The sequence below is a fragment of the Ktedonospora formicarum genome (assembly GCF_016587355.1).
In the GTDB taxonomy this organism is placed as follows: Bacteria; Chloroflexota; Ktedonobacteria; order Ktedonobacterales; family Ktedonobacteraceae; genus Ktedonobacter; species Ktedonobacter formicarum.
This window is the reverse complement of sequence record NZ_BNJF01000004.1, coordinates 867,734-886,015: the sequence shown is the minus strand read 5'-3', so window position 1 is coordinate 886,015 and position 18,282 is coordinate 867,734. Positions and strand designations below refer to the sequence as shown.

The window sequence follows — 18,282 nt, the reverse complement described above, 5'->3', positions numbered from 1 at the left end:
AAGATCGCATAGTTGTGTAGAAGTGTCAGCCTTCTAGGCATGGGGAGGATGTCAATATCCCTGTGTTGTAGCCTGAAACGTTTGAGGCGCATACTTTTTGGCATCCTCGGTCAATTCCTGGCGCGTTTGCTCATTCAAAAAACCCGCCAGCGGAAGCATATGGGTATAGCGGCTCATCTGGACAGCTAGCAAGACCATTCCCTGAATAACAGGAACGTGTCGCTTCATCCCCTCCTCAACAGAAAGTCCGAAAACAGCAGGCTGATAAAAGGAGAGGTTGGAATGAGCACACACCGTCGCTGCCTCCAGATCTTTCCGTTGCCGCCTCCAGGTCCTTCCGGGTCTGGAGGCAGTCATCTCTGTACAATACCTGCTTCGAAGAATGAAGCTTATTCGGGTTTCCAGACGTGGACTGTGTGGTCAGCGCTGGCAGAGGCGATATATTGGCTATCAGGAGACCAGGTGACCGCGTACACATAATCAGTATGGGCCGTGTAGGCGTAGACATGGCTCTTGTTTGGGTCCCAGACCTGGACCGTTTTGTCATAACTGGCAGAGGCGATGCGCTTGCCGTCAGGAGACCAGGCAATACTGCTGATGCTCCCTTTCTGCTGACTAAAAACGGTGCTTGTTTGACCTGTGAGCGCGTTCCAGATGCGAACTATCTGGTCATCGCCGCCCGAGGCGATCTGCTTGCCATCGGGAGACCAGGCGAGTGCGTAGACACGACCACTGTGTCCTTTATAGGTCTGTGCGAGACTCCCGTTCGAGGCATTCCAGATCTGAACGGTGCCATCATAACTGGCGGAGGCAAGACGCTTCCCATCGGGCGACCAGGCAATACTGGTGACATAGTTGGTGTGTCCCTGGTAGGTGCGAATGGGGTCACCTGTTTCCGCGTTCCAGATCTGGACCGTTTTGTCATAGCCTGCAGAGGCGATGGAGTTTCCATCAGGAGACCAGGCAATGGAGAGGATCGCATCTTTATGGCCTTTATACGACATGACCCTCTCTCCACTGGTCGCGTTGAGCACGTCAACAGTGTCACTGCTCCCTCCACTGGCGACATACTTACTGTCAGGCGACCAGGCCACGGCGTTCACGATCGCAGAGTCCTGAAAACGTGCCTGTTTCTTCCCTGTTTCCGCGTTCCAGATTTGCACACTCTCATCATTGAGGCCACCAGAAGAGGCAATGAGCTTCCCGTTAGGAGACCAGGCAACCTGCCAGACGACTGAGGTATGCCCGCTATAGGTATACGCTTTGATGTCTGGAAGGTGGGGAACCGCAGGCACATCGCTCTTCGATGTTGTGCTATTGCTCTGCTGAAGACGCGGGAGAACGAACACAAAGAGACTCCCTCCGATGATTGCCAGCAGGAGAAGGATCGTGATAATGAGGCCCGTTCGAGAGCGCTTGCGTACTATTCCAGGGGTATTCGTTGATGGGACAGTGTTGTATCCTGCATAGGCTTGTGGCGCGACACCAGAGCCGTTGTGGGGCTCTGGTGTCGGATGATATGGCTGACCACAGCGAGAGCAGAAGGTGGCGTTTGGAGCCAGGGCGGTTCCACAGGTGGCACATACACGCCCAGATGCTTGAATCATGACCCCTATCCTTTCAATGTCTGTCTGTCGTTTTGGTTGCTTGCGAATGATCACGTATGATGAATGGCAGCGTGCGAGAAACTCTTCACAAGAGGAAGTATGGCAGAGAAATTTGCTCAACAAGTATAGCAACTATGTGGCGTTTATAAGGCAAGAGTGTAGCAAAGACCGGTTGGCGTAAAGATGCCCAAAGAGGAAGGACACCGCACATGGCAGATGCGAAAACGAGGGTCACATCCACGAAGAAGCGTGCTGAGAAAGCAATGCCCAATCACCAATTAAAGGAGGCACGCCAGATGCGTGGTTGGTCCCAACAATATGTCGCGAACCAGATTGGCGCTGACTACTACTACCTGAGTCGTTGGGAGCGCGGCACCGCTTCGCCAAGTCCTTACTACCGGCAGAAACTCTGCGAACTTTTCGAAAAAAACGCCTATGAATTGGGATTCCTGCAAGAGAAACCTGTTGGAGAGGGGCTCGAAGGGGCCGTCGAGTCTGGAACGCTTCACCCCACCCGAACGGAAGATATGCTGTATTCCTTCGTATTGCCTGCTACAGGTGAGCCCCTGGGTCGGGAGGACATGCTTGCTTCGCTGACAGCACAGCTCTGTTTGGAACCCGCACAGCGAATGTGTGCCCTCTATGGACTTCCTGGTGTCGGGAAAACGACGTTGGCGGCGGCCCTCTTCACGCAAAGCAGGATTCTCGATCATTTTCGCGATGGCTTTCTGTGGGCAAACGTGGGGACACAGCCCAACCCTCTTGCTGTCTTTAGTCGCTGGGGCCGTCTTCTGGGTATTTCGGATGCCGAGGCTGCAAGGTTCACAAGTATTGAAGCATGGTCACAGGCATTACATCTGGCGATTGGGAGTCGTCGTCTGCTGATTGTGCTTGATGATGTTTGGCGAAGCGAAGACGCGTTGGTCTTCAAAATCGCTGGGGCACATTGCGCATATGTCGTGACCACGCGCTTCTCAACGGTCGCACTTCAGGTCGCAGGAACGGGTGCGGTAGCCGTGCCGGAGTTGCCGGAGTCGGTGAGCCTGTCTTTGTTGGAGCGCCTGGTTCCGAGCCTGGTCGCCTGTGAACCGCAGGCTGCCCACAAGCTTATACGTTCAGTGGGTGGATTACCACTTGCTCTGACACTGGTGGGGAAATATTTGCAGGTAGAGATGCATAGTGGTCAGCCACGCCGCCTCTTTACCGCGCTGGCGCGTTTGCATACAGCCGAGGAGCGGCTGCGCTTAAGTGCTCCCCAGGCGCTCTACGAACGTTCTCCATCCGTATCGCACAATGAGCCCATTACCTTGCAGTCCATTCTCGCGGTGAGCGATCATCTTTTGCCTGCCGAGGCGCAAGAGACTCTGCGCGCGCTCGCGGTCTTTCCGGCGAAACCCGATACCTTTTCAGAGGAGGCTGCGCTTGAGGTGAGTCGCACGTCAACCAGCACGCTCGATATCTTGAGCGATATGGGGTTGATAGAGAGTGTCGGTATTGGGCGCTATACATTGCACCAGGTCATAGCGGATTACGCGCGTGTCCATCAGCGGTCACAGATTCCATACGCTCGCCTGGTTGCCTATTTTCTTCAGTTGGTGACTGCCCAGGAGACCGACTATGAACGTATGGAAGTAGAAAGCAACAACGTCCTGGCGGCTCTGGAGGCTGCGACCACGTTGGGCTTGCACGCGGACTTTATACAGCTGACACATGCGAGTATGCGCTTCTGGGTTGAACGCGGATTGTACGCGCTTGCCATGACGCACCTGGAAAAAGCCAGAGAGTTTGCCGAACGTGAACAGGAGACGCCGACGCTTCTCCGTATCCTCCTGCATCTGGGAAATGTCGCCTTGAAGCAAGGGAAGTATGATCAGGCCTCTCAGCAGCTGCAACAGGGGCTGGTATTGATGCAGGGAGATGAGGATTGGGAGCTCACCTGTGACATGCAAATACTCCTGGGGCGCACGGCACTCTTTCAATGTCAGTACCAGTCTGCCGATGCGTATTTGCAGCAAGGAGTTGCACTTGCGCGTCAGCATGGTGATACGCAACGACTTGGTGCAGTATTAAAATCATTAGGGGCCGGGGCAAATGAGCAGGGCCAATATGCGTTGGCCGAAACTTACTTCAAAGAGAGCCTGGACCTGGTTCGTCAGGGGCAGGATGTTGTGTTGCTGATTGAATTGTTGACGTGTATGGGGCAGAATGCAAGCTTTCAGGGAGACTACGCGCAGGCAGAAGTCTCCTGGCAAGAGGCGCTTGTGCTTGCACGTACGATTGGATATCGGCATGCACTCTCGATCTTGTTAGGCAATTTAGGTGCGACAGCTATGGAACTGGGGCACTATGCGCAGGCGGAAGCCTATTTACGAGAAGCTCTGGCAAACTCACGCCAGATGGAAAATCGAGAGTTTGCCTGCGCTGATCTGGGGAATTTAGGGGCCGTGTTTCTGGAACAGGAAGAGTATAGCCAGGCCTATCGCTCTCTTGAGGAAGCGCTGGATCTGACGCGTCAGACGAAGAATATCTGGCTGCTCTGCGGGGTACTCAATTATTGGGGCGAGCTGCATCTTCGCTGTCCGAGCCTGGATATCAACATTGCGGAGATTGCATTTGGGGAGGTCTATGAACTCGCATCGGTCGGCTTGCAGGACTATAAGGCCGAGGCGCTCTTTGGCCTGGGACGCGTGGCCTTGCGTCAGGGAAATGTCTCTGACGCTCGTAGACTGGGTCAGGAGAGCCTTGCTATTCTTGACGTTATCGGAAATCGCACACGGACGAAAGTTGCTGAGTGGCTCAAGACACTACCAGCTCAAGAGACCGAGATCGAATGAATTCGAATAAAAAGGATATGCTTACCAATTTTTGTCGCCCCTTTCCATATCCTTTTTCCCCTGGAAGAGATGGTGAGCATGTTCCTGTAGGTGTGCATCATAGCGTGGATCTTGAAAGAGAAACGTATAGCTGCTCATTTCATGCTGGATTATCCTCGTGACATGGGCCGATACATAAGACCAACATAGGGGAGATCATCCACATCTACAGCGAGCATGGGATATTCACCCAACGTATCTGTTTCGCTCACGGCATAAACACGTCTTGAATCAGATTCCCCTGGTGGTAAAAAGCAGGTATTGAGACGCTGGCCTAGCGAGGCATAAAGTTCTCCCCAGGTGTCCAGCTCGTCCTGAACGATTTCATCCAGGCGACGGGGGCGAAGGAAAAGAACTGGATAGAAGATGTAAACTGCCCTAACCTGGCTTGCCAGGTATAATCAAAGGCCAGCCAGCGCTTTAAACTGGGCAATAATGGCTTGTCAGCTGGGAACGTCAATGTTGCCAGTACCCCGGCTGGCAGTGGCTCTGCTTTTCTGACTATTCTCAGGGGGCTAAATAATCTGGTCATTTCTATGAAGCGTTATTTTGCTCTGCCAAATGGTTGTCCAATAAGTGGGAGCCACGCGAACCTGGGGCGCTGACACGCTGAGCACGAGTTGTGTGCACCCGTCAATGTCTTCCCTAAATGCTTTTGGAAGCGAGTGTATGAATGAAGTGCTAGCCGCCAACGAGACGAGGATCTTCGAAAGATTGTCTGTTCCGAGGAAGATGAGACCTCATTTTTCGGCCTCAGGGGCGAGTGGCAGCGTAAACCAGAATGTGGAACCTTCTCCAGGGGTACTCTCTACCCCAACGTTTCCATGGAGTTGTTCAATGAGTGTCTTGCAGATATACAGGCCCAGGCCCAACCCTTTCCCCGAGCCGCTGAGCACAGGTACTCCTTTGACTTGTTGGAAGCGCTTCCAAATGTTCTGCTGAGCCTCTTCGGAGAGCCCAGGTCCGTGATCTCGCACCCAGACACGAGCACGGCCCTCCTGTATGGTCAAGCCAATCTGAATCGGTTGATCGGGGCTTGAATAGCGCAGCGCGTTGTTGACATAATTGGTTATGACCTGACTGATACGATCCTGATCCACTAACACCAGGATTTTGGTTTCTTTCGGGATATCAAGCACGAGGACGCGCTCAGGAGCCATTACTCGCAGATCATCAATAGTTTGATGGACGATGCTGACCAGATCGCAGCGGCGTAGCGAGAGTTGCAAGGTGTTGGCGGTGATGCGTGAAACATCCAGCAGATCATTGATCAATCGTGTTTGCATATCTATCTGGCGCATGGATGCCACCATACTCTCCGCCAGTTTCTCAAAGAATGCATTCACCTCTGGAGAGAGATGATCTGCCTTCGTGACTACGCGTTTCATCCGTCGTTGGACCAATTGGAGTATGCCTCGCAGTGCTGCCAGTGGTGTTTTCAGCTCATGGCTGGTCATCCCTAAGAAGAGATCTTTTTGCCGTTCAATCTCTTTGCGTGCAGTGAGATCGACGACGAACGAGATCGCCAGAGGTCCCGCACCTTCCTGTCGGAAGAGGGTTCTGCCAACCAGAATCGGGACGCGCCTACCATTTTTCGCTTGATATTCTATTTCAGTGGGCTGGACCCTTCCCGTCGTGAGCAGTTCCTTCAGGATCTGCAAATATTGCGTATGATATTCTGGCGGAGTCAGTGTGCTCCACTGAATACGGCCTGCTCCCAGATCTTCCTGGGTATACCCCACCAGATTGAGAAAGGCATCATTGGCCTCGTGAATCGTTCCATCTAGATCAGAGACCGCGATTCCAATGAGATTGGAATCCACGAGTCCGCGAAATCGCGCCTCGCTCTCGCGCAACGCTCCCTCTGCTTGTTTGCGCTCCGTAATGTCTTGCAAATCGAAGGAAATCCCATCCGGAGTTGGATAGACATGAATATTCAACCAGCGCCGGAAGCTCGGATGAAAACCTTCAATATGCCTTGTCTGCCGTGTCTCCATGACTTCGCGGTACACGCGCTCGAATGGAGTCCCAACAATCTCGGGAAGCAAGTCCCAGAAAGATCGACCTACCACCTCTTCCCGCTTTTTGCCGATCAACTTTTCCAGCCCGCGATTGATATAGGTGTAGCGCCACTGCCTGTTTACATAGGAGAATGCATCCGTAATACTTTCGAGGATTGCAACAACCTGCTCCTCCGCCTGCTTCACCTCCGTAATATCGACTGTGGCCCCTATCAGGCGTACCAGATTGCCCTGTGCATCTGCGATGCTTCGTGCACGGTCGGAGAGCCAATGCACACTGCCATCAGGCCAGATCACACGGTAATCAATGGAATAGTCTTGTGGTTTAGCCAATGCCTGAGCAATCATGCGATTGATGCGATCGCGATCATCGGGATGGAGAGCCGTCAGGAAGCGCTCATGGGTTACGGTCGCCTCGGCTGGCCACCCCATGAGTGCTTTCTCTTGATCTGTCCAGAACAATTGATGGGCGAGGTGATCCCACTCCCACATGCCCACCCCGGATGCGGTCAATGCTAACTGGAGGGACGCGTCACTCATGCGTCCAGACCATTCATGCTGGATAAGGTCGGTGCCGCAGATGAGCACTTCGCGCAGTGTGCCAACAGGCTCGTAAACCGGAATTGCACGCAGGCGAAGCAGACGATAACTCCCATCACCCTGACAAAGGTGACACTCGATTTCCTGAAGAGAGCCAGTGGTGACCAATTGGTGAAGCATTGCTTCGACCTGTGGTCGATCAAGAGGGTGCAAGGCATCAAGCCAGCCATATCCAAGACACTCAGGTTGCCCTTGCCCGGTAAACGTAGACCAGCTGAGGTCTGCTTGCTGCATGGAGCCCTCGGGAGTCAGCAGCCAAAAGACATCAGCGCACTCACGGGCGAGAGCCTGAAAACGCGCTTCAGCTATGCTCTCCCTTTGTTGCGGCTGCCCGCTCTTTTTATGACGAGGAGAAGAAAATGCCGGCATGAGATGGGAGGACCTCCTCGTCTTTGGCTAGAACGCCAGAAGACCGCGTTCTCCCACATGTGAACGGGATCAAAGGATGTGCCACAGAGCCTCTGGCGACATGGAATACTACCTTACCGATCGTACGAACCAGAATCATGTACACATGGAATGTTCTCTGCTTATTGTATCGCTGACATCAAACTCACGCACGCGCCTCTTCTTCTCCCTCTGAAATGGTTGAGCGCGCCAGATGCGAGAGAATCAGAATCTTTTACACTCTCGCGTAACTGTACTATGAGAGAATTCGCTTGAATTTGCGAGCCGAAATAGGTCACATGACCCACACACATTTCATCAATTTTATTTTAAGATATATAGATATGGTTATTTGCTGCGAGGAATAGAAATAGGAATATATGTATGCAAACGGATGTTCTTTACTGTCTTCAATGCGGAGCTGCCAATGCTGTAGACCAAATTGCTTGCTTTGCCTGTGATCAATCTCTGACTGAGAGTATGGAGAATGAGCAGCCCTTCTTAATTCATGGGCGCTATCGCTTGCTCTCCCAGCTTGGAACTGGCGGCTTTGGTGCTGTGTATAAAGTTGCTGATACTCATTCTCATGACGCCATTTTGGCCCTGAAACAAATTAACCTGCGGGGGCTTTCTTCTCAGCAGATTATTGAAGCAACGGATGCCTTTAACCGCGAAGTCATGCTCCTCTCCAGTCTCAAGCATTCAAGTCTTCCTCGCGTCTTTGATCATTTCACTGATCCCGAGCACTGGTATCTCACCATGGATTTTATTGATGGTGAGACTCTGGAAGCCTATCTTGAACGAATATGCGCTACGCGTTCACCCACTGCCCTGGAACTGCTTCTGCCGCTACCTGAGGCGCTCGATCTTGCGCTTCAGCTCTGTAACGTTCTCCACTATTTGCATACGCGCGAACCAACTATTATTTTTCGTGACCTCAAGCCCGCCAATATTATGCTCACGATAAGGCGTAAGCTCTATCTCATCGATTTTGGTATCGCACGGCATTTTAAGCCTGGCCAGATCAGGGATACCGTTCCCTTCGGCTCGCCAGGCTATGCTGCCCCAGAGCAGTATGGGAAGGCCCAGACCTCGCCATGCTCGGACGTTTATAGCCTGGGTGCGCTCCTGCACTATCTTCTCTCCGGCATAGATCCCGCCGACAATCCCTTCAATTTCTCTCCTTTGCGTCTCACCGCCTTACCTGGGGCGACCCAGCTTGAGGACCTGGTTATGTCTATGGTCTCGCTCCACCCTGAGAGGCGACCGGAATCGATCACACGTGTTGAAAATACATTGCGCGAAATTGCCAGCCTTCAACCTACAATCCAGCCATCCAGGCCATCTATCTTTATTCCTCCTGCGACCTCTCCTGTGGGTCCATCGCCTCTGCCTGGTATGGGGCAGGTTCAGGTGCAGGCACCTCCAGGACACCCGCAGCCAAAACCGGCTAAGGGCCTAACGCGCCGTTCGATTCTCGGTGTTGCCGCCGGAGCGACGGCTGTTGCTGTTTTGGGTGGCACTCTTTCCGGAAGATTGTTTTCGCGCAGGCCGCAGCCAGTAATTGATGCTGCCCCGGCTCCTTCCCAATCTTTCTCTAAAGATACCCAGGTGCGTTTCGCGGCCTTTGCCTCTGGCGGGGAAAAAGCGGTTATCGTGTATAATGACAAATTTGACATTTTCGCGATGAACAAAGCCTCCGGTACTCTTCTCATAGAGAATCAGTTGCAGTATGCGCCCTATGACTTCGCTCTTTCCCCTGATGGTTCATGTTTGCTTATCTCGGATATTGTTGGTGATATCATCGCCTATGATCTTGAGGCGGCGGGTAAGCAGATGTTCTCTTACCATGTGCCTGACCTGAAAGATCGATCTACCAACTCTCTTCTGGCCTGGTCCTCTCATCACCGATATTTTGCCAGTGCAGGGAGTAATAGTGAGGCGAACTTTGAGCATATGATCTCTATTCGCGACTCGCTCAATTATGGCCAAACAGTACGCTCCTACCGAGGCATACAGAATCGGATAACTTCTCTGACCTGGTCTCCCAATGGAGCGTCTATTGCCGCTATTAGTGGGAATCAGTTGTATGTCTGGGATGCGCAGGATTCTGGCAGCCCGCTGATAAGTACATCAGGATCTGTGACCTCATCGGATTATCTTAAAGCCTGGTCGCCCGATAATACCATGCTTGCCTGTTATGATTCGCAGGGACATCTGCGGATCTGGTCTCTCAGAGATGGCAAGCTACAGATTCTGAGTTCCATGCAGGCACATGAAAAGATCACGGATGTGGCCTGGTCCCCGGACGGAAAGCATCTCGTCTCTGCAACCTCCTCCTGGCTTACCCTTTGGGATGTACAGATGGGCGTCAGTCTTAGTGTGAGAGCTATGTACCAGTTTATCGTCGCTGTCTCCTGGCCCAAAGATGCTCAAAGCATTGTCATCCTCAACTCAGCAGGTGTAGCATCTCCTATTGATATCATTGGGGAAAGTAGCTTTGGCTGATAGCGTCTTGCTTATGAGCAACAGAGCAGGAAGCTCTTTTAGAAAGAGGGGCTCGACCTCGCTACCCATGAAGAGGTCGAGCTATAAGGAATGAAAACACCGAAATGCATTGGCGTTTATCAGTATATCTTTGCAAAGGACTCTGTTGGCCGTCTTTCGAGGAAAGGACTAATGAAAGGACGTGATGTCACAGGGTTGCCTCTTTGTCTGCTACACGCTTCGCAGCCCCAGAAAATCTAACACGCTCTGGTTGAACTCGGCTGGTTTCTCTAGAAAAGGATGATGTGCGGTCTCAGCCATGACCACCTTTTTCGCTCCTGGGATCTCTGCTGCCAGTTGTTCCAGCGGATTTGGTGCGTCCCACTCTCCGAGAATGACTAGCGTCGGCACGCTAATCTCCGACAGACGTCCAACCGCTGGTGGTTCCAAGGGCGTTGGCGGTGTTTGGGCCTGCGCCTCATCATCTGGGCGCTCCCAGTTACGTGTCGTCATCTCGCGTACTCGCTCACGCACGGAGGGTGCCGCCTGCATCGGAAGCCGACCAGGCCCATCCGTCCACAATTCCAACGAGACCTCAACGGCTTGTGCGATGTCGTGTTTCTCAAAGGCTTCATTCAGGCTCGTATACAGACGCACTACATCTGGATGCTTTTGCATCACTTCTTTGGATGGCCGAAATCCGCTGACGCCTGCGGTGACCGGGATCAACGCATCGACCATCTCAGGATGTTCAAGCGTAAAATCGATCGCCAACGCGCCTCCTCCAGACACTCCCATCAGATAAGCGCTCTCAATGCCTAGGAATTGCATCAATTCATAGAGATCTTGACGATCAGAATATGATTCTCCTTGCGTAATTAGCCCGGAATCGCCAAAACCCCGCTGATCGTAGCGAATGACTTTATATCGCTCTGCGAAGACGGCAAATTGTTCGTCCCATGATCTTCTATCCAAAAGGTGGCCATGAACAAGAACGAAGGGATGGCCTGTACCGGCAATTTCATAATATAACGTGGTGCCGTTGACCTCTGCAAAGCCCGTCTGGATGCTTTCTGTGTTTGACATGGTACTTTTCTCCTCTTTTCAGATGACTCTCTTGAAATGATAGCATCGAAAGCGGTCAGGAAAGGCCCTGTATAGAGCATGGGAACGTCCTGACTTCATCGGTTTGTGAAGTCCTACCTGTTTTTTTAGCTTAGGTAAAATCCAGCAGTACTTGTCGTTTGCTGTGAGCGCCACGAATGATCTGCCTCTCTAAAAGAAAGCTCGCGTATATCTCTCACAGATAAAAAAGAGCCAGTCAAATCCACGGACATTGGTGTGACTATTGCAATGAAACAGACGCCGTATCTTCCTGCAGCACTTCCGCCAATTTGCCAGTAAGGTAGATTTGGACGCGCTCCAATTCTGCTCTTTTTTCGGAAACCTCAGCAATTTTTTGCCGAAGGAACATCGCGGCCCTTTGGGTCACCAACTCATCCTCCGCATTACAAGCATCATCAAGCTTTTTGAACTCGGCTAAGGTGAAACCTGCTGCCTGAACCTCCTTGATCATTAGAAGATGATTAACTGCCTCCTCGCAATAGTCGCGGTAGTTATTTTCTCCACGTTGAACATGGCGGGTATCCAGCAGCCCTTCCTTCTCATAAAAGCGAATAGTGGGCGGTGTCAAGCCGGTCTTTTTTGCCAACTCATTGATTTTCATAGAAATCTCCATAAAAAAGACTTGACCTTCAAGTATACTTTATAGTTTACACTCTAAACATCGAGCAACACTCTGTCAATGGTGAAAGAATAGAAGGGGCTGCAACGATGAGCCCCGACTGTTCTGTGCTGGTTTTACTCTCTTGAGATACGGTTTGTGAGATATGGTTGTCTACATTTGTATGGAGAAAGGCAACAACACAATGGAACTCGAAAAGATGATGAGCGATACCCGGGAGTTATCACAGCGTTTTCATGCGGTAATCGGACCGTGGGGACGGGAGTCCGCTTGTTACCCATCTGGCTGCTGTTGTGGGAAGATTGGCAGATGATGTGATGACTATAGAAGGCAAGCTTGCGCTGCCTGTAGAAAATGTGCGTTTTACACGCAATATTGCAGATGCACTCATTCAACTGATGAGGCTGAGTAATTTCTACGCTCTTGATCTTCAGCAAGCCTGGACAGACTTGCTTGAAGAGGGATATGCAAGCCTCAACAATGAAACGATAGTTGCCATAATGAAAGCCACAATACGTCAGAATCAGGAACGACGAGCCCTCGATTAGATGCCCGCTCACGGTGAGGCAACACCTTTTTTTCTCACACCATCTTGCAGAACCTTTGGAGAAGAGTTCTGGAGGGGTGTTTGGACTCTATCCAGACTATCCAGCCAAAACCCCACTTTGTCGCAACAGGAAAGTTCCACAAATATTTTCAGCTAGGAGCGAACTACCATGGTGAAGACTACTATGCAGGGTAAAGTGTGCCTGGTCACAGGCTGCAGTTCAGGTATTGGCAAAGTAACGGCGAGAGAACTGGCCACAATGGGTGCAACCGTGGTGATGGTGTGCCGTAATCGTTCGAAGGGAGAAGCTGCCCAAGCGGAGATCAAAAAGGCAAGCGGGAACGCTCAGGTGGATCTGCTCGTTGCAGACCTCTCGGAACTTTCCCAGGTACGCCGTGTGGCCAATGAGTTCAAACAGCGCTATACACAGCTTCACGTGCTGGTCAATAATGCTGGAGGAATTCATAGCGAGCGCAAGGTTACTACTGATGGGCTAGAGTTTACCTTCGCAACGAATTATCTGGCTCCCTTTCTGCTTACTCAGCTTCTGCTGGATGTCTTGAAGGCCAGCGCACCAGCGCGCATCGTGAATGTTAGTTCACTTGCGCATACCCAAGGGAAAGTAGATTTTGCGGATCTTCAAGGGACACAGAGATATAGCTTTGGGAAAGCGTATGGCCAGTCTAAGCTGGCGCAGATCTACTTTACGTACGAACTAGCCAGCCGACTTGAGGGGACTACCATTACTGTTAATGCCCTCCATCCTGGCGTGATTGCTTCCAACTTTAACGACGGGCTAAAAGGCATTGCGCATGTCATTGGGGGCGCAATTTACTGTGTTGTCGGGAAAAATGTCGAGAGAGGAGCGCAGACGACGCTTTATCTGGCAACCTCACCTGCAGTTGAAAAAGTGAGTGGGAAGTACTTTTCCAACTGTAAGCAGACCCAATCTTCCAGGCTTTCCTACGATGTGGCAATTCGCCAGCAGCTCTGGAAGATCTCTGAGGCGTTGATTCATCAAAACGAGCTGAGAAAGCTCATCCCAGAAAAATAATCAGAGATAGAGCTGAAGGAACATTGGTGGCGCAATTTTTATGGGAAAGTGGGCAAATTCGAGCGCCTCACAGGTACTCTAGAGGCGATGGGTGGCGGATCAGACCCGTATGATGCTGACGAATCTGCAGTGGTCCTGAGAGCCGCCGCAGATGGTGATCTTCCACCACAGTTGCAACCTCTTTAGGCACTCGTTCATCGTTGGAAAGGCGTCAGGCACACAGATTTTGCGAGGGTGATGGCACTACCCATCTTTGTCTCCCTCGCAAAACACTTATGCTCCGTCTTGCGGAGCTTTTTTTCGGGTAAGAAGTTCTCAATAGTAGAGATTGAGAAGACAACTCCGCAGTTTGATTGCATGAACTCCATCTAAAATGGAGCCTTAGAAGGGATGTTCTTCCAGGTCTCCTAGATTGTCGAGAGAATCGTTGCTCTCAGATTTGAGATCATACTGATAGTGTTGAAGAATAATCTGAAGTGGAACCAATTCTGTGCTCAGGAAGCGGAACGTACCCAGATGATCGAGTATTTGTGGACCATAGATATAGAGTATCCAGCGCCAATACGTTCCCAGTGTTTTCTGCTCGCTATTTCCCATCTCATTGCTGCGATGGATGAAATCATTCACCAGAATCTCCATCCCTTTGGTTGCCACTGGTTCCTTCAAGTGAATCTGTTTGATAAAAGAGGTATAGAAGTGGAGCCAGTCATTATACTCTTGTTGCCAATTGGCAGGGCGCTTCGAAGGTGGTGTCCTCTGCTCTATGGTGGAATGGCTCTCTGCGTAACCAGAGGCCATAATCATAGCGTGAGTCATGCCACAACCACCAGCGGTGATGGGCCAGTAAAACCAGTCCTCAGGAAGCCTGAGCATCGAATCTTGATGGAGGAAACGCTCCTGGATTGCCTGCCGCAGTGCCTCGATCATGCCTTGATGTTCTTGAAAGAACGCTTTATGGAAGTGAGCGGCTGCACCTATAGTGCTTAGGCGATGAGCCTCACCTAGATCCGATTCCATTGCCGTTGCGCGAATGAGGTGTTTCACATGAAGATTGTAGACCTCAATTTGTGTGAGCAGCGATGAGTAATGTAAGACTTGCTGCCGCGCCTTTTCCAGATAGGAGGCAAATGCCTCCATATCAACCTCCCATGTCCCATCCTGGTTTAATTTTACTTGCAACCATCTGGGGGATGATTGAGGGAGTTGGGCAGGTAAATTGCCACCAATACAGACAGCACCACATTTTTCGGAATTGAGAGCGAGACCGGTCTCCCGGCAAAATTCTTGTGCTGCTTGCCAGGCTTTGGTTATTTCTTCGCCCTCTGGTGTCAGGATACAGATGTCATCAACTAGACGAATGATCTGTACTCGCGCGTTGCGTACAATATGCTGATCCAGCAGATGCAATACCATCTCTCCCAAGACATTCGAAAAGCGGTGGTGAAGAGGTACCCCTTGTTGAAAACGCTCCTGACCTTCTCCTTTACGGACACGAACCTGTAAGAATTTACGAAAAAAAGCAAGCTGGCGTGGCGAGAAGCCGTATAGTTCAAGGATGGAGAGGAGAAGGTCATGGGAGAGAGTAGGGTAGAAATCTTTTATATCAAGTTTGAGCACATAGAGGGGGGCTTGTGGAAAAGCGGCCTGAGCCAACTGGATTTCGGCATTGATGTATTGCAGAGCTGTTCCTATTCCATCAATCTCTTGATGGTCTCCGTAGCTATCAAGCGTCGTGCTGGCCTCTTGCAAGTTCTTACGGAGGTGTTGGCGTTGTTTGGCAATAGAGTAATAGTGGCCAATTTGAAAGAATGATTGCAGATTTTTCAATGTTTGTGGCGTCTCTGGCAGTGGACGGGAATTGGCCCAGATGTCGCTATTGGCGAGTCGATAGTGATGCATTGCCTGTTGGAAGAGAACGTCCTCATTCTCATGAGGAGGTGCTTTTAGCAATTCACTGAGCTGTTTCTCTCTTTCTAACTGCTCAGTTGCCAAAAACTGCTGAAAAGCATTGTGCAGACGTGATCCTAGCACTTCCAGAAAGCACATTGTAAAGAGATCATAAGTAATAAATAGGCGCCACTTATTCATTGTCCAGAGTGGGAAGGCACTGACACCCTCTTTCGGCCAGTCCCACTCATCAAAGCGAGCAAGGAGGAGAGAAAGCGCTTCAGCCATCTCTTTGCACATCACTTTATCTCGCAAAAAATCTTTTGCATGCTTACGAGTGGTGGCTGTGTGCATTGGGCTGTTACTCAGGTGTTCGAGGACGCTGCATACCTCTGAGGTGGTAATACGTTCTTGGAAGAGTGTCCCACCAAACTGTTGAAACCATCTCGCGATGTCTCTTCCAGTGTCATTGCGTTCTGCAAAGAGTTCTTTCAGTAGCGCGAGATTGGGGGCAGGTCGTGCTGACTCACAAGCTAACTCTAAGAATTGTGCACATGTTTGAACTCCAGCAGGATCAGGAGTCCTTTCCTGGCTCTTTTCCTGAACCCATTCTTCGAGTAAAGCTCCGAAAATATAGATCAGTTCCGAACGGAGACGCCCTTGAGGTAACTCTTTTGTCAAATGCTTGTGCCAGAAAGAGATGGTTTCTTCCGAGTGTTGCGGGCCGTTGAGTAGGGGTTCCAGGTTCGCGACATCTGGGTGTAGCGATATTTCAGCCATTTTTATGTGCTGCAAACCTGTAAAGAGCGTATGTAATTGCTGCAACTTCGTTGGTGTGTGCTCTACTTGTTGTTCTAACTCAGCATAGCTTTGCGAGAGCCGCGTGCGTTGTTGACGTAGCTCTTGGAGTTTCATCTGCGCGATTAAATATTCGTTCTTTGTCATCATAGCATTTATCCTTCAATGAAGAAATAGAGAAGAAGTTATAGCTTTCCTTCATTGGCTTATTCCTGTTCTAAGGGCATTTCATGGAAATGTGTAACAGATTCCCATGGTTGAAACTGGGGGATTTTCTGGAGCCGTCACCAGCCCCGGTTCCTGCCTCCCGCTTCCCCTGAGTGCGTCTTCTCTGGTTGCCATTCAGATTTCTCCAAAGCTGCCCTTTTTCGCAACAAAACCCAGGAATGCTCCTCAGTGCCAGGTCTTGACAGGATGTTGTATATACACTATAGTAGGGATCAGGACGGATGTTGTATATACACTATAGTAGGGATCAGGATAATGAGCACAGAGACGAAGACAGCCGAGGCCGGTGTGGTTGGCGAGATCATACGCGATTGCCTGCTCACTCGCACGCGCCGCATATCACGCATCATTACCAACATGTATGATCAGGCCCTTCGGCCTTATAGCGTCAATGCTCCCCAGTTCTCATTACTTGTGGTCATTGCAAAGCTTGGAGGAGCAAGTCGCGCTGAGATTGGACGCGCCAACTACCAGGAGCGCTCGACACTGACACGCAATCTTGCGCATCTTCTAGCTGAGGGGTGGGTTGAAGAAATGGCTCCTGAAGAGGGCGGTCGAAGCCGTCCACTGGTCCTCTCGCAGGCTGGCAGAGAATTACTGGTTTCGGCAGCACCTGCGTGGCGAGCAGTGCAGGAGAAAGCTAAACAGTTACTCGGCGAGGAAGGTGCGACTGCCATTGTTGATGTGGCCAACAGTATCTCGTTTGACGAACTCGTAGAGTAGTGTAAGCCAACCAACGTATCAGGCAGGTAATTACCGTATATCCAATGTTGTATATACAATAATTAGTATGCAAGCCCGTTACGTCCCCCTTTAAAGAAACGGCCTTTTATGTTGTATATACAACGCAAAATATTACAAAACCATCATTTCAACCTGAAAGGAACATATACCATGAGCACCATTGTGAAAGCCGCCGCCGTGCAGATCAGCCCTGTGCTGTACAGCCGACAGGGAACGGTTGAGAAAGTCGTGAAGAAGATCCGTGAGTTGGGTAAGCGGGGCGTCCAGTTCGCAACCTTCCCCGAGACCGTCATTCCCTACTACCCCTATTTCTCTTTTGTGCAAACCCCGTATGACATGTTGTTAGGGAAGGAGCATCAACGTCTGCTCGAAGAGTCAGTCACCGTCCCGTCTGCCGAAACCCATGCAATTAGTGAGGCTGCAAAGGAGGCGCACATGGTCGTCTCGATTGGCGTCAATGAGCGCGATGGTCGCTCAATCTACAATACGCAGTTGCTCTTTGACGCAGACGGGACGTTGATCCAGCGCCGCCGTAAGGTCACGCCAACCTATCAGGAGCGGATGATCTGGGGTCAGGGCGACGGCTCGGGTCTACGTGCCGCCCAGAGCGCCGTTGGGCGTTCGCCTGCTGGGAGCACTTCCAACCGCTCGCGCGTTATGCGCTCATTGCCGATGGCGAGGAGATCCACTCGGCGATGTATCCCGGATCGTTTGCCGGTCAGCGGTTCGCGGAAAAGATGGAAGTAAGTATCCGCCAGCACGCTCTCGAATCTGCTTGCTTTGTTGTCAACGCAACGGCGTGGCTCGATGCTGATCAGCAGGCCCAAATCATGAAGGATACGGGGTGTGCAATCGAGCCAATTTCCGGTGGCTGCTTCACTGCCATTGTGAACCCGGAAGGCCAGATCATTAGTGAGCCACTGAAAACTGGTGAAGGAGAAGTGATTGCCGATCTTGACTTCGCTCTCATCGACTCCCGCAAGAGACTCATGGACGCGCGTGGCCACTACAGTCGCCCCGAGCTGCTTAGCCTGTTGATTGATCGGACGCCAGCGTCGCCCATCCATGAACGCTCCGCTCACTCGAAGGCCGAGGCCGAGCACACAGCTGCCAACGAGGAGAGAACCATAACGGTTTTATAATCCCACCGCTCGTCCAAGCCAGCCTCTGCCACGCTGGATAAAGTCGTAGGCGGGGATGCATCAGATACCTGACCACATGCTGAGTCTCCATCATGAGGTGCCCTGTCCGCTGACAAGCAGATTCGAGCACACACCAACTTCCAGACTCCTCCTACCTGTTGAA

Annotated in this window: 11 protein-coding genes and 1 pseudogene; 6 read left to right on the top strand and 6 right to left on the bottom strand. The window is 51.3% G+C overall.

Features of this window, described 5'->3' with window-relative positions; translation table 11 throughout:
- Positions 1-51: 51 nt before the first annotated feature.
- Both K3T82_RS35585 and K3T82_RS35580 read right to left on the bottom strand, forming a co-directional pair.
- Entirely contained in the window at positions 52-357 is a 306-nt protein-coding gene (locus K3T82_RS35585; RefSeq protein ID WP_220198220.1) for a hypothetical protein, read from the bottom strand.
- Between the two features lie 32 nt (positions 358-389).
- The gene (locus tag K3T82_RS35580) at positions 390-1,607 is read right to left on the bottom strand and encodes a WD40 domain-containing protein (RefSeq protein ID WP_220198219.1); all 1,218 of its coding nucleotides are present in this window, start codon (positions 1,605-1,607) and stop codon (positions 390-392) included.
- A 209-nt stretch (positions 1,608-1,816) separates the two neighbouring features.
- Here K3T82_RS35580 and K3T82_RS35575 point away from each other — a divergent pair, with 209 nt between their 5' ends.
- The gene (locus tag K3T82_RS35575) at positions 1,817-4,441 is read left to right on the top strand and encodes a tetratricopeptide repeat protein (protein WP_220198218.1); all 2,625 of its coding nucleotides are present in this window, start codon (positions 1,817-1,819) and stop codon (positions 4,439-4,441) included.
- 779 nt (positions 4,442-5,220) lie between these two features.
- Here the strand turns inward: K3T82_RS35575 and K3T82_RS35570 are convergent.
- Positions 5,221-7,470 (bottom strand): PAS domain S-box protein, encoded by a 2,250-nt coding sequence (locus K3T82_RS35570; RefSeq protein WP_220198217.1) that lies wholly within the window; start codon positions 7,468-7,470, stop codon positions 5,221-5,223.
- 402 nt (positions 7,471-7,872) lie between these two features.
- Between K3T82_RS35570 and K3T82_RS35565 the strand changes: the two genes are divergently transcribed.
- Entirely contained in the window at positions 7,873-9,996 is a 2,124-nt protein-coding gene (locus K3T82_RS35565) for a WD40 repeat domain-containing serine/threonine protein kinase (RefSeq protein WP_220198216.1), read from the top strand.
- Positions 9,997-10,206: 210 nt separating this feature from the next.
- Here the strand turns inward: K3T82_RS35565 and K3T82_RS35560 are convergent, their stop codons facing one another.
- The gene (locus tag K3T82_RS35560; protein WP_220198215.1) at positions 10,207-11,061 is read right to left on the bottom strand and encodes an alpha/beta fold hydrolase; all 855 of its coding nucleotides are present in this window, start codon (positions 11,059-11,061) and stop codon (positions 10,207-10,209) included.
- 259 nt (positions 11,062-11,320) lie between these two features.
- Positions 11,321-11,701: a MerR family transcriptional regulator gene (locus K3T82_RS35555; protein WP_220198214.1), complete on the bottom strand. Its 381-nt coding sequence runs from the start codon at positions 11,699-11,701 to the stop codon at positions 11,321-11,323.
- 332 nt (positions 11,702-12,033) lie between these two features.
- On the opposite strand from K3T82_RS35555, the gene K3T82_RS35550 reads away from it, so the two are divergent.
- Positions 12,034-12,267, top strand: coding sequence for a hypothetical protein (locus tag K3T82_RS35550; protein WP_220198213.1), 234 nt, complete (start codon positions 12,034-12,036; stop codon positions 12,265-12,267).
- A 168-nt stretch (positions 12,268-12,435) separates the two neighbouring features.
- Positions 12,436-13,320, top strand: coding sequence for an SDR family oxidoreductase (locus tag K3T82_RS35545; RefSeq protein ID WP_236031773.1), 885 nt, complete (start codon positions 12,436-12,438; stop codon positions 13,318-13,320).
- A gap of 381 nt (positions 13,321-13,701) precedes the next feature.
- On the opposite strand, the gene K3T82_RS35540 is transcribed toward K3T82_RS35545, so the two are convergent.
- Positions 13,702-16,155 carry a reverse transcriptase domain-containing protein gene (locus tag K3T82_RS35540; protein ID WP_220198212.1) on the bottom strand — a complete coding sequence of 818 codons (2,454 nt, stop codon included), beginning with the start codon at positions 16,153-16,155 and terminating at the stop codon, positions 13,702-13,704.
- Between the two features lie 333 nt (positions 16,156-16,488).
- Between K3T82_RS35540 and K3T82_RS35535 the strand changes: the two genes are divergently transcribed.
- On the top strand, positions 16,489-16,956 hold the full coding sequence (locus tag K3T82_RS35535) for a MarR family winged helix-turn-helix transcriptional regulator (RefSeq protein WP_220198211.1): 468 nt from the start codon (positions 16,489-16,491) through the stop codon (positions 16,954-16,956).
- Between the two features lie 171 nt (positions 16,957-17,127).
- A pseudogene (locus tag K3T82_RS50410) lies at positions 17,128-18,119 on the top strand (carbon-nitrogen hydrolase family protein).
- The last annotated feature ends 163 nt before the right edge of the window (positions 18,120-18,282 follow it).

Excerpts from the sequence above, each read along its gene's own strand:
- K3T82_RS35545 (WP_236031773.1), top strand. The coding sequence starts at position 12,436 with ATGGTGAAGACTACTATGCAGGGTAAAGTGTGCCTGGTCACAGGCTGC.
- K3T82_RS35570 (WP_220198217.1), bottom strand. The coding sequence starts at position 7,470 with ATGCCGGCATTTTCTTCTCCTCGTCATAAAAAGAGCGGGCAGCCGCAA.
- K3T82_RS35555 (WP_220198214.1), bottom strand. The coding sequence starts at position 11,701 with ATGAAAATCAATGAGTTGGCAAAAAAGACCGGCTTGACACCGCCCACT.
- K3T82_RS35565 (WP_220198216.1), top strand. The coding sequence starts at position 7,873 with ATGCAAACGGATGTTCTTTACTGTCTTCAATGCGGAGCTGCCAATGCT.
- K3T82_RS35535 (WP_220198211.1), top strand. The coding sequence starts at position 16,489 with ATGAGCACAGAGACGAAGACAGCCGAGGCCGGTGTGGTTGGCGAGATC.
- K3T82_RS35540 (WP_220198212.1), bottom strand. The coding sequence starts at position 16,155 with ATGATGACAAAGAACGAATATTTAATCGCGCAGATGAAACTCCAAGAG.
- K3T82_RS35580 (WP_220198219.1), bottom strand. The coding sequence starts at position 1,607 with ATGATTCAAGCATCTGGGCGTGTATGTGCCACCTGTGGAACCGCCCTG.
- K3T82_RS35585 (WP_220198220.1), bottom strand. The coding sequence starts at position 357 with ATGACTGCCTCCAGACCCGGAAGGACCTGGAGGCGGCAACGGAAAGAT.
- K3T82_RS35560 (WP_220198215.1), bottom strand. The coding sequence starts at position 11,061 with ATGTCAAACACAGAAAGCATCCAGACGGGCTTTGCAGAGGTCAACGGC.
- K3T82_RS35575 (WP_220198218.1), top strand. The coding sequence starts at position 1,817 with ATGGCAGATGCGAAAACGAGGGTCACATCCACGAAGAAGCGTGCTGAG.